Below are 10858 nucleotides of genomic sequence, written 5' to 3'. Positions count from 1 at the left end.
GCTCCCGGAGCCGGTCGCGGTGGCGCTCGACGGTGAAGCCGGGAACGATCCCGCCGCCGCCTCCAGCCCGGCGAGGGCGTCGACCGCGCGGGCGGCGTCCATGTACGCGCCCTTGGACGCCGCCGTCCCGGCCGCCTCCCGGTAGCGGGACCGGGCCGCGCCGTGGTCGCCGCGCGCGGCGGCCACCCGGCCGAGCCCGATCAGCGCGGTCGCGCGGTTGCCGACGCTCTTGATCCAGTGCGGGTCGAACCGGTCGAGGGCGTCGGTGTACAGCCGCTCGGCGGTGCCGAGGTCGCCGTCGAGGAGCGCGATGTCTCCGAGGCCGCGCAGCGCCGCCGCGAGGTAGGTGGGGCTGCCCGCGCGGCGCGCGACGGCCGCGGCGCGCTCGTAGTCGGCGCGGGCCGCGTCCCGATCGTCGCCGATCCGGTGGTCGCCGCGGTTGACGAGCAGGTCGGCGGTGTCGTCGAGGGCGCCGAGCCGCTCGGTGAGGACGAGGGCCTCGTCGGTGAGCGCGACCGCGGCGGCGCGGTCGCCGCGATGGGCGGCGAGCCCGGCGAGCGCGTCCAGCGCGAGGGCGGTGCCCCAGCGGTCGCCGAGCGTCCGGAACCCGCGCGCCGCCGCCTCGAAGTCCCGCCCGGCCCGCTCGGCGTCACCGGAGGCGAGCGGCTCGAACCCGGCGATGAAGTGCGCGGCGGCCCGCGCCCACGGGTCCGGCCCGTCGCGCCGGGTGAGGACCAGCGCGTACGCGGACTGCGCGTCCGGCTCGTCCGCGCGGCGCATCATCCACAGGAACGGCAGGGCCGGGTGGCGGCCCGTCCCCCCGTCCGCCCACACCGCTTCGAGCGCCGCCTCCGCCGCCGCGCGGTGCCGCCGCCACACCTCGCGGCCCGCCGCGTCCGACCCCGCGTGCAGCACGCACGCCGCGTACTCCTCCTCCAGGCCGGGCGGCGGGACGGGGCCCGCGACGTCCAGCAGCGCGGCGGCCTGCGCCGCGACCGACACCCCGCGGATCCACAGGTAGCCCGCCAGCGCCGCCGACAGCCGCAGCCCCGTCGGGACGTCCCGCGCCTCGGCGGCCCGGTTCAGCGCGGCCAGCAGGTTGCCGTGCTCGGCGCCGAGGACCCGCAGCCATTCGAGCTGGCCGGCGCCGCGCAGCTCCGGGTCGGCGGTCCGCGCCAACTCCAGGAAGTACCGCGCGTGCGCGTCCCGGGCCTCGCCGGGGTCGCCGCCGCGCTCGGCCCCGTACGCGCGGATCGTCTCCAGCATCCGGTACCGGCCGCCCGACAGCTCCAGCAGCGACTTGTCGACGAGCGACTCCAGCGCGTCGCCGCCGTCGCCGCACACCTCCCGCGCCGCGTCCGGCGTCGCGCCGCCCGCGAAGACGGTGAACCGCTCCGCGACGCGCCGCTCGTCGGCGGTCAGCAGGTCCCAGCTCCACGCGACGACCGCGCGCAGCGTCCGGTGCCGCTCGTCGGCGGTGCGGGCGCCGCGCGCCGGGACGCCGAGCCGGTCGCCGAGCCGGTCCGCGAGGTCGGCGACGTCCATGGTGCGCAGCCGCGCCGCCGCCAGCTCGATCGCGAGCGGCAGGTCGTCGAGCGCCGCGCAGATCCGCCGGACGGCCCGCGGGTCCGCCGCGAACCCGCGCCGCACCGCCGACGCCCGCGCGGTGAACAGCCGGACGGCCGCGTCGCCGTCCAGCGGGCGGACGGGCCACAGGTGCTCGCCGGTGATGCCGAGCGGTTCGCGGCTCGTCGCGAGGACGCGCAGGTCCGGGCACGCGGCGAGCAGCCGCGCGGCGAGCGCGGCGACCGCGTCGACGATGTGCTCGCAGTTGTCCAGGACGAGCAGCGGCGGCCGGTCGGCGAGCGCCGCGACGAGCCGGTCCTCCGGGGCCTTCGCGGCGTCCGGGGCCTGGGGGCCCGGCTCGCGCAGGCCGAGCGCGCCGAGCAGCGCGCGGGGCAGCGACGCGCCGTCCCGCAGCGGCGCCAGCTCGGCGAAGCACGCCGTCCGGGCCGCGCCGCGGCCTCCGGCCCGGCCCGCCACCTCGACGGCCAGCCGCGTCTTCCCGACCCCGCCGGGCCCGGTCAGCGTCACCAGGCGCGCGGAACCGAGCAGGTCGGCGACGCCTTCGACGTCGCCGTCACGGCCGATGAGCGCGGTGAGCGGCGCGGGCGGCCGCACCGGCGCCGGAGCGGGGTCGCCGCGCAGCAGGTCCCGGTGCAGGGCGGCGAGGTCCGCGGACGGGTCCGTGCCGAGCTCGTCGGCGAGGCGCCGCCGCGTCTCCTCGAACACCAGGAGCGCCTCGGCCCGCCCGCCGCCGTCCCGCAGCGCCCGCATCAGCAGCCCGGCGAGCCGCTCGCGCAGCGGATGCCGTCCGAGGAGTTCCCGCAGCTCGGGCACGACCTCGCGATGGCGGCCCCGGCACACGTCGGCCTCGATCCGGTCTTCGAGGGCGGCGAGCCGCCGCTCGTCGAGCCGCGCGGCCTCGGTCTCGGCCCGCGGCACGTCGGCGAGCGCCGGCCCGCGCCACAGGGCCAGCGCCTCGCCGAGGAGCGCGGCCGCCCGTTCGGGATCGCCGTCGCGCAGCGCGGCGCGTCCCTCGTCCGCGAGGCGCTCGAACCGTCCCGCGTCCACGTCGCCGGGTTCGACCGCGATCCGGTACCCGCCGCCGGCCCGCTCGATCGCCGCGCCCGCGCCGAGCGCCGCCCGCAGCCGCGACACCTGGGAGTGCAGCGCGTGGCCCGCCGTCCCGCCCTCCGCCAGCCGGTCCGCAGGGACCGCCGCGCCCGGGCGGACGAGCAGCAGCGCCAGCAGCGCCCGCCGGGCCGGGCCGCCGAGCGGCACCTCCTCGCCGCCGTCCCGCCACGCCCGGGTCTCGCCCAGGATTCCGAACCGCATGCCCGGATCATCCCAGCCCGGCGACCCCGAACGGGTTGTCGACGGCGTACCGCCAGCAGCCGTCCGCGCCGCGCCGGGCCACGTCCGTCGCGGTGCCCTCGATGCGCACCGGGGCGCCGTCCGGGCCGGTGCCGTCGATCACCCAGTCGACGATCAGCAGCGCGACGTCGCCCGCCGCGTAGACGTGCCGCGGCGTGACCTCGATCGGCACTCCGAGGGCCACGAACCGCTCGTTGGCGGCGCGGGCCTCCGCGCCGCGCAGGCCGGACCCGGGCTCGGGCACGAACACCGCCCCGTCCTCGTAGAGTTCCGCCACCGCCGCGGTGTCCCCGCTGTTGAACCGCTCCTCGAACACCCGGGGGACGTCCTCGGGACGCGTCGCCGACCGCCGCATGATGATCCTTCCGGTAGACAAGATCGTTGAGACGCGGCAACGCTAGGAGGCCCGTTCATGGCTCACCAAACGGTCAGTCGCCCGGGACTGCCCGCCGATCCCCGCGCGGACGCCGCCGCGCCGAGCCCGTCCTGCCCGGTGGAGATCGCCCTCGACGCGCTGCGCGGGCGGTGGACGACGCTGGTGGTCCGCGAACTGCTCCGCGGCGACCGCTCCTTCACCGCGCTCCGGGACGCGCTGCCCGCGCTGTCGGACAAGGTGCTCGCCGACCGGCTCGCCCATCTCGTCCGCGCCGGCGTCGCCGAGCGGCACCGCGAGCCGGGCGTGCCGCCGCGCACCCGCTACAGCCTCACCGAGAGGGGGCGGCGCCTCGGGCCGGTGCTGCAGGCCCTGTGGGACTGGGGCGCCGCGGCGCCCTGACCGGTCGCGGCGTCAGGGGGCGGCGCGGGTGGCGGCGGCGATGACGCGGGTGAGGGTGCCGTGCAGGTCCTCCAGCTCGTCGAGGCCCATGCCGAGCTTGTCCATGATCGTGGCCGGGATCTTCTCCGCCTGCTCGCGGAGGGCCCGGCCGCTCTCGGTGACGGTGACGGCGAGCAGCCGCTCGTCCCGGCCGTCGCGCCGGCGGCGGATGAGGTCGGCGGACTCCAGCCGCTTGAGCAGCGGCGACAGCGTGCCCGGGTCGAGCTGCAGCAGCCGGCTCAGCTCCTTGACCGACAGCTGCTCGTGCTCCCACAGCGCCAGCATCACCAGGTACTGCGGATGCGTCAGCCCCATCGGCTCCAGGATGGGGCGGTAGAGCGCGAGCACGCTGCGCGACGCCACCACCAGCGCGAAGCAGACCTGGTTCTCCAGTGCCAGCGGGTCGGGGACGGGGACGTCGTCCAGATCACGTGCCACGGTTCCTCCACTCGCCGGGGGCTTCGGCTATAAAGGTTACTACCGCAACGTTTTGTACACCAACGATTGGCGAGGCAACGGAGGCCGCATGTTCCGCAGGGCACCCCTGGAAGAGCGCATCGCCCGCCGCCAGGCCGAACTCGGACCCCGCCCCCGCGGCGGCGGCCAGTTCGACCATCCCACCGCCAAGTACCTGTTCGTCGGGCTGCTGGCGGTCACCGTGGCCGCGCACGTCATCGGCGGCGTCCTGTTCGCCGTCATGGGCTGAGAGGGGAACGCATGGCGCTCCGACGGCCGTCCTTCCTGCCGTCCCTGGACGAACTGGAGCAGCAGGCCCAGGACCGCTCGGCGCAGACCGCCCGGAAGGGCTCGCAGTTCGACCATCCGACCGCCAAGTACCTGTTCGTGGTCATGCTCGCGGTGACCGTGGTCGCGCACGTGGTCGCCGGCGTCGTCTTCCTGGTGATGGGTCACTGACCGCCGAGGCCGGCGACCCACTCCGCGCTCGTCATGACGTCGGCCTCGCGCGGGAAGAACCGCTCGACCAGGAACCGGTGCGTCTCCTCGTCGGCGTCGTCGCACCCGTCCGACAGGACGATCTGCGCGTACTGCCGCTCCGTCGCGTCCCGCAGGGCGCTGATGACGACGCCGCTGGTCGCCAGGCCGGTCAGCACGAGCGTCCCGGCGCCGCGCGCGCGGAGCAGCGCGTCCAGGTCCGTGCCGGCGAACGGGCTGAAGAAGCGCTTGTCGAGGACGGGCTCGCCGGGCAGCGGCGCCACCGCCGGATGGATCCCGCTCTCCGGGTTCGACTCGGTGATGGCGTCCGTGCCGGCCAGCCCCCGGAACGGCTTGTTCAGCGGCCCGATCTCGGGATGCCCGTCGCGGTGCACGACCCGGACGTGGATCACCGGGACGCCCGCCGCGCGGGCCGCCGCCACCGTCTCCGCCAGCCGGGCGAGGTACCGGTCCGCCCGGTCCCCGAGCTGCGCCACCACGACGCGCTGGACGTCCATCACCAGAAGGGCCTGCATGCTCGCGTTCACGGCGGACATCCCACCGCACGCCGGAACGCGGCGTCCAACAGCCGTCCGGCCGGATCGACAACGGCCGGTTGTAGCCGCAGCGTGGTTGACTGGCCGGATGATCGACCATGAGGTGCTGCGCGTCTTCTGCGGACCGGACGGCGCGCACGGCAACCCGCTCGGGGTCGTCCGCGACGGCGCCGCCGTCCCCGGTGAGGAGCGCCGCCAGGGGATCGCCAGGGAGCTCGGCTTCAGCGAGACGGTCTTCATCGACGACGCCGCGCGCGGCGCCATCGACATCTACACGCCGTCCGCCCGGCTGCCGTTCGCCGGGCATCCGTGCGTCGGCGCCGCCTGGCTGCTCGGCGTGCCCGCCCTGGTCACGGCGGCGGGCCTGGTGGACGTCCGGCGCGACGGCGATCTCACCTGGATCGCCGGGCGGCCCGAGTGGGCGCCCGGCCGCACGCTGCGCGAGTACGGGTCCGCCGGGGTGGTCGACGCGCTCCCCGTCCCGCCGCCCGGCGAGTGGATCTACGCGTGGGCGTGGCAGGACGAGCCGTCCGGCCGGGTCCGCGCCCGCGGCTTCCCCGGCCGCGGCGACGGCATCGACGAGGACGAGGCGACCGGCGCCGCCGCGCTGCTGCTCACGGCCCGGCTCGGCCGCCCGCTCGTCGTCACCCAGGGGCGCGGCTCGCAGATCATGACGATGCCGCGGCCCGGCGGCCTCGTCGAGGTGGCCGGGCGGGTCCGGCGGGACGGGCCCGAACAAACCGGTTGACCCGGCTGCGAGCATGGCCTCATGGACCGCACGTTCGATGACCTGGTGGACGAGGCCGCCGCCGCACCCGTCGACGGCTGGGACTTCTCCTGGCTGGCCGGCCGGGCGACCGAGCAGCGGCCCTCGTGGGGGTACCAGCGGCTGATGAGCGGGCGGCTCGCGCACGCCACCGCCGCGCTGGACCTGCAGACCGGCGGCGGCGAGGTGCTCGCCGAGGCCCCGGCGTTCCCGCCGACGATGGTCGCGACCGAAGCGTGGCCGCCGAACGTCGCCAAGGCGACCCGGCTGCTGCACCCGCGGGGCGCCGCCGTGGTCGTCCACCCCGAGGAGCCGCCGCTGCCGTTCGCCGACGGCGCCTTCGACCTGGTCACCAGCCGCCATCCCGCCGTCGTCGAGTGGGGCGAGATCGCCCGGGTCCTCGCGCCCGGCGGCACCTACTTCGCCCAGCACGTCGGCCCCGCCAGCGTCTTCGAGGTGACCGAGTACTTCCTCGGCCCGCAGCCCGAGGCGCGCGGCAAGCGCGACCCCGAGATCGAGAGCGCGGACGCCCGCGCCGCCGGCCTCGACGTCGTCGACCTGCGCACGGAGCGGCTCCGCATGGAGTTCTTCGACATCGGCGCGGTCGTGTACTTCCTGCGCAAGGTGATCTGGATCGTTCCCGGCTTCACCGTCGAGCGCCACCGCGACCGGCTCCGGGAGCTGGACGAGCGGATCCGGCGCGACGGGCCGTTCGTCGCGCACTCGTCCCGGTCCCTCTTCGAGGCCCGCAAACCGCTGTGAGCGGGCCCCGGGGCGGGCCGGGCGCCGTCGCCCGGGACGGCGTCGCCCGCGGCGGCACGCGGGTAGGCGTACACCGGGGCGATCTACCGGGTCAGCGGCGGCCGCGGAACGTGCGGCGGAGGTCGGCGACCCACTCCTCGGGGATCTCCCACGGGATGAAGTGGCCGCCGCGGTCGTGCGCCGTGAGGTTGACGTGGTTGTACCAGGCGCCGCGGCCGCTCTCGACGAACTGCTCGACCCGCCGCTCGGTGGTGACGCCCGGCGGGTTCTCGTAGGCGACGAACGTGATGCCGGTCGGCGCCTCGACCACGGGCCACCGGTCGTGCGACGGCGTCCACGGGTACCGGTTGTTGTTGGCGTACGTCCGGACGGACGTGCCGATCGAGTTGGTCACCCAGAAGATCATCGCGTGGGTGAGCAGGTCGTCCCGGGCGAACACCGTCTCGATGTCGCCGCCGTCGTCGCTCCACCGCGTCCACCGCTGCAGGATCCAGGCGAGCATCCCGGCGGGCGAGTCGGACAGCCCGTACGCCAGCGTGGAGGGCTCCAGCATGTGCGCCACGAGATGCACGGCGAACCGCCGCTCCATCTCCATGGCGCGCTCCCGGACGCCGGGCGGGCCGTCCGGGAGGGGCCGCCCGCCGGTGATGTCCCAGCCGCGGTCGCCGTTGAACAGGGTGAGCATCTGGCCGGAGCCGATGTGGATCCCGTGCAGCTCGCCGGCGTACTTGTGCCCGAGCTGGCCGGTGACCATGGCGCCGACGTCGCAGCCGGCCGCCGCGTACCGGTCGTACCCGAGCGTCCGGGTCATCAGGACGTGCCAGAGGTCGGCGACCTTCCAGAAGTTCATGTCCGGGTGGTCCGGCAGCGGGGCGGAGAACCCGAACCCCGGGAACGACGGGACGATCACGTCGAACGCCTCGGCGGGATCGCCGCCGTGCGCCCCCGGGTCCGCAAGCGGGTCGACGACCTTGGCCCAGTGCCAGAACGTCCAGGGCCAGCCGTGGGTGAGGATCAGCGGCGTCGGGTTCGGGCCGACGCCCGGCCGGCGCATGAAGTGGACCGGCACGCCCTCGACGTCCACGCGGTAGTGCTCGTAGGCGTTGATGGCGGCCTCGGCCTTGCGCCAGTCGTAGCCGTCCCGCCAGTACTCGACGAGCCCCTGGAGGTAGGAGCGCTTCACGCCGTAGTAGCCGTCGTCGTTGCCGGCGTCGTCCGGCCAGCGCGTCAGCGCCAGCCGCTGCCGCAGGTCGTCGAGCACGCCGTCGGGCACGTGGATCGGTTCCGGTTCCAGCGGGAACGGGCTGGTCATCGTCGCCTCCTGCGGCCGGTCGAGCGGACCCGGCGAATATATCACCCACTTATTTAAGTTTCTGATCTAATTTTCGCCGAGCTGCCGGGTGACCTGGTCGACCCGCTCGATGCGGCCGTCCGGCGCCAGCCGCCCGAACATGTAGATCTCCGCCGCGAACGTCGCGCCCTTCCGCATCCGGGTGCGGAGCGTGTACCGCGCCGCGAACCGGTCGCCGGAGACCAGCGCCTCGTGGACCTCCAGGCCCGCCCGGCCGGCGGCGGCCATCGCCTCGCGGTCGACGTTCCTGCGGACCGGCCGGGCGTGGTCGATCATCCGCCGCCGGTCGATCACGAGCCCGTCGTTGCAGTACGCGAACTCCGGCACGAAGTACCGGTCGAGGATCGCGCCCGGCTCCTCGTCGGAGACGGCCATGTCCCGGGTGTAGCCGACGAGGAAGTCGGTCAGGTCGCGCGCCGAACGGATCGCCATGGGAGTGCCCTTCGTAGGAGTACGGCATACGCTTACGTCTCCCGGCAACGTACGGCACCCCCGTAGGGTTCCTGCACGGCTCAGCGGGCCTGCGCCGGGAGCGTGGCGCGGGCCCGCCGTCAGCGGACGGGCGTCACTTCGTGCGGACGGCCATCTTCGGGTACATCTCCGAGTACTGCTTGCCGCCGAAGTACGAGGTGAGCTGCGCGTGGTTCTTCCCGGACGCCGACGGGAGGCCGCCGCGGAAGTCCGCGATCGGCGCGGTGAGACCGCAGCCGTTGGTCTTCGGCACGGCGAACGTGTCGTCGGTCGCGTTGATCTTGACCCAGAACGTGCCGTCCGGGCCCGGGGCCGCGGTGATGTCCGCCAGGTCGAGGTCGAGGGAGATCGGCGCGGTGGCGGAGCCGACGAAGCACTTGTCGCCGAGGAGCTGGTTGATCAGCTTGATCTTCAGGTCGAGCCGGGTCTTGCGGTTGACGATGTCGAGGTCGATCTTCCCGGCGTACTGGGGCTTCACCTTCAGCGCGAACAGCGGGATCTTCTCGGTGCCGGGGATGCCGAGGGCGCCGCCCGCCACCGGCATCGCCGTGCTGCGCATCTTCACGAACTTGGAGATCTCCGCCCCGGTCTTCGGGTCGGAGCCGGCCAGCAGGGTGATCCGCATCGGCGCGGTGATCTGCTGGTCGATGTTGCCGATCTTCATGCTGCCGCCGCTGGTCACCAGCACGTTGCAGTACCAGTCCGCGGGGTCGGCGCCGACCGGCAGGACGTCGGGGCAGTCCGACAGGTCCAGCGAGGCGGGCGGCGCGTCGGCGGGCGCGGCCGCCTGGGCGCGCGGCTTCGGGGCGGCCTGCGCGGACGCGGCGGACGCGGCGGACAGGGCGGTGGCGGCGAGTCCCGCCGACAGGGACAGCACGGCCAGCCGCTTCATCATGGACGACACAGGGATCCTCTCGCTGGGGGTGGAACCGCGGCGGGGGGCGTGCCGAGACGACCGGACCGGCGGTCCGGGCTACTCGCGAGTATGGAGCGATCCAACCGGGCTAAGAGATCATGTGTCAATAGGGCCGACGCGCCTGTTCCGGGCTGCTCAGGACCGGTGCGGGTAGAGGTCCCGCAGGACGCCGAGCTCGGCCGAGTGGTGGGTGAACTCGTCCAGCACGTGCAGGGCCGTGTCGATCGCCGGGTAGTCGGCGTAGCCGAAGAAGGCGGGGCCGGACGGCTCCCACAGCCGTTCCTCGGACATCGCCTCGAAAGGCTCGCGCCAATGGACGCGAAAGGCCGTCTCGAGGAACCGGATCCCGCCGGCGGCCGTTCCGGAGAATTCGACCTCGTCCAGCGTGATGTTGCGCCCCTGGAAAAGGCGGGTCCCGTAATCGATGAAGGTCAGGCCGATATGGCCGATGCGCCAGGCGAGGGTCGCGATCGGGACCGGGTCGGGGGCGGGACCCCCGCCGCCCTCGGCGTCGATGAGCCAGCGGCCTGAGGCGTCCGGACGGATCGTCCAGCCGTCCGGGGCGGGCTCCCAGAGGTACTCGTCGTCGGTGAGGCCGTCGAGACGGCCGCTGGTCCGCCGCCATACCTCGTCGAATGCCCGGCCGATCGATTCGCGGACACTGGTCACGGGATATCCCTCCTGATCACCGGCACCGGGCCACCGAGAATAGTCAACGGCGACAGGAATCGCAGTCAGGCGCCGGTAAAGCGAATACGCGCTCAGGAAGTGTTCGCGTTGCGCTGTGCCGGTCCTCCGGGCATTGCAGCGTGGCCGCGACCTCGTGCTCGCCGAGCCCGTCCGCAGTCGGCCGCCGGGTACCGGTTCGTCGTCCCGTTTCCCTCACAGGCTCATGAGCTGCGGATACCCGGGAATACAGAGGCGGAGCCGCTCGCCTCTCCCCGGGAGGACCCGCCATGCAGGAACCCGCCGCGAAGGACGGCGGCGACCCCGACCTCGCCCGCGACCACCTCGCCAACGAGCGCACGTTCCTCGCCTGGATGCGGACGGCGGCCGGGGTGATGGTGCTCGGCCTCGCGGTCGCGAAGCTCGTCGAGGACGGCGGCGCGCGGTCCGTCGCCGCCGGGATCGTCCTGGTCGCGACGGGCGTGGCCGGGATGGTCTACGCGGGGGTGCGCTACCGGGCGGGCGCGGCCGCGATCGACGGGCGGCGGCCGTCTCCGGCCGGGCGCACGGCGGGGCCGCTGGCCGCGGGCGGCGTTCTGATCGCCGCGGTCGCCGCCGCACTGGCCCTGCTGCTCTGGTGAAACGCTGCGAGGGCGGGCCGCCTCCGGCACGCCCCCGCATCGCG

Annotated in this window: 14 protein-coding genes; 6 read left to right on the top strand and 8 right to left on the bottom strand. The window is 74.8% G+C overall.

What is annotated here, in order from left to right; all coding sequences use genetic code 11:
• Window positions 1-2898 (bottom strand): BTAD domain-containing putative transcriptional regulator (locus amrb99_RS12780; RefSeq protein WP_190856130.1); only part of this gene is annotated, 2898 nt, incomplete at its 3' end.
• Window positions 2899-2905: 7 nt separating this feature from the next.
• On the bottom strand, window positions 2906-3292 hold the full coding sequence (locus amrb99_RS12775) for a DUF4440 domain-containing protein (protein ID WP_190856129.1): 387 nt from the start codon (window positions 3290-3292) through the stop codon (window positions 2906-2908).
• 57 nt (window positions 3293-3349) lie between these two features.
• Here amrb99_RS12775 and amrb99_RS12770 point away from each other — a divergent pair, with 57 nt between their 5' ends.
• Window positions 3350-3712 (top strand): helix-turn-helix domain-containing protein, encoded by a 363-nt coding sequence (locus amrb99_RS12770; RefSeq protein WP_190856128.1) that lies wholly within the window; start codon window positions 3350-3352, stop codon window positions 3710-3712.
• A 12-nt stretch (window positions 3713-3724) separates the two neighbouring features.
• Here the strand turns inward: amrb99_RS12770 and amrb99_RS12765 are convergent, their stop codons facing one another.
• Window positions 3725-4189, bottom strand: coding sequence for a MarR family transcriptional regulator (locus amrb99_RS12765; RefSeq protein WP_347256654.1), 465 nt, complete (start codon window positions 4187-4189; stop codon window positions 3725-3727).
• An 88-nt stretch (window positions 4190-4277) separates the two neighbouring features.
• Here amrb99_RS12765 and amrb99_RS12760 point away from each other — a divergent pair, with 88 nt between their 5' ends.
• Together amrb99_RS12760 and amrb99_RS12755 are read left to right on the top strand one after the other, a co-directional pair.
• The gene (locus amrb99_RS12760; protein WP_190856127.1) at window positions 4278-4457 is read left to right on the top strand and encodes a hypothetical protein; all 180 of its coding nucleotides are present in this window, start codon (window positions 4278-4280) and stop codon (window positions 4455-4457) included.
• Between the two features lie 11 nt (window positions 4458-4468).
• On the top strand, window positions 4469-4666 hold the full coding sequence (locus amrb99_RS12755; RefSeq protein WP_190856126.1) for a hypothetical protein: 198 nt from the start codon (window positions 4469-4471) through the stop codon (window positions 4664-4666).
• Here the strand turns inward: amrb99_RS12755 and amrb99_RS12750 are convergent.
• Window positions 4660-5232, bottom strand: a complete 573-nt coding sequence (locus tag amrb99_RS12750; protein WP_206699929.1) for an isochorismatase family cysteine hydrolase — start codon at window positions 5230-5232, stop codon at window positions 4660-4662. The two genes, amrb99_RS12755 and amrb99_RS12750, sit on opposite strands and share 7 nt — an antisense overlap.
• Before the next feature lie 97 nt (window positions 5233-5329).
• On the opposite strand from amrb99_RS12750, the gene amrb99_RS12745 reads away from it, so the two are divergent.
• Both amrb99_RS12745 and amrb99_RS12740 read left to right on the top strand, forming a co-directional pair.
• Window positions 5330-5989, top strand: coding sequence for a PhzF family phenazine biosynthesis protein (locus tag amrb99_RS12745; protein ID WP_190856125.1), 660 nt, complete (start codon window positions 5330-5332; stop codon window positions 5987-5989).
• A 21-nt stretch (window positions 5990-6010) separates the two neighbouring features.
• The gene (locus amrb99_RS12740; protein WP_190856124.1) at window positions 6011-6769 is read left to right on the top strand and encodes a class I SAM-dependent methyltransferase; all 759 of its coding nucleotides are present in this window, start codon (window positions 6011-6013) and stop codon (window positions 6767-6769) included.
• A gap of 91 nt (window positions 6770-6860) precedes the next feature.
• On the opposite strand, the gene amrb99_RS12735 is transcribed toward amrb99_RS12740, so the two are convergent.
• From amrb99_RS12735 to amrb99_RS12720, 4 genes are all read right to left on the bottom strand, one after another.
• Entirely contained in the window at window positions 6861-8081 is a 1221-nt protein-coding gene (locus tag amrb99_RS12735) for an epoxide hydrolase family protein (RefSeq protein WP_190856123.1), read from the bottom strand.
• Between the two features lie 66 nt (window positions 8082-8147).
• Window positions 8148-8552 (bottom strand): nuclear transport factor 2 family protein, encoded by a 405-nt coding sequence (locus tag amrb99_RS12730; RefSeq protein ID WP_190856122.1) that lies wholly within the window; start codon window positions 8550-8552, stop codon window positions 8148-8150.
• 133 nt (window positions 8553-8685) lie between these two features.
• Window positions 8686-9495, bottom strand: a complete 810-nt coding sequence (locus amrb99_RS12725; RefSeq protein WP_190856121.1) for a hypothetical protein — start codon at window positions 9493-9495, stop codon at window positions 8686-8688.
• A gap of 147 nt (window positions 9496-9642) precedes the next feature.
• The gene (locus tag amrb99_RS12720; RefSeq protein ID WP_190856120.1) at window positions 9643-10176 is read right to left on the bottom strand and encodes a DinB family protein; all 534 of its coding nucleotides are present in this window, start codon (window positions 10174-10176) and stop codon (window positions 9643-9645) included.
• Window positions 10177-10463: 287 nt separating this feature from the next.
• Here amrb99_RS12720 and amrb99_RS12715 point away from each other — a divergent pair, with 287 nt between their 5' ends.
• Window positions 10464-10814 carry a DUF202 domain-containing protein gene (locus amrb99_RS12715; protein WP_190856119.1) on the top strand — a complete coding sequence of 117 codons (351 nt, stop codon included), beginning with the start codon at window positions 10464-10466 and terminating at the stop codon, window positions 10812-10814.
• The last annotated feature ends 44 nt before the right edge of the window (window positions 10815-10858 follow it).

It is taken from the genome of Actinomadura sp. RB99, from assembly GCF_014706005.1.
In the GTDB taxonomy this organism is placed as follows: Bacteria; Actinomycetota; Actinomycetes; order Streptosporangiales; family Streptosporangiaceae; genus Spirillospora.
The sequence above is the reverse complement of the archived record's forward strand: the minus strand, read 5'-3'. Positions and strand labels throughout refer to the sequence as shown.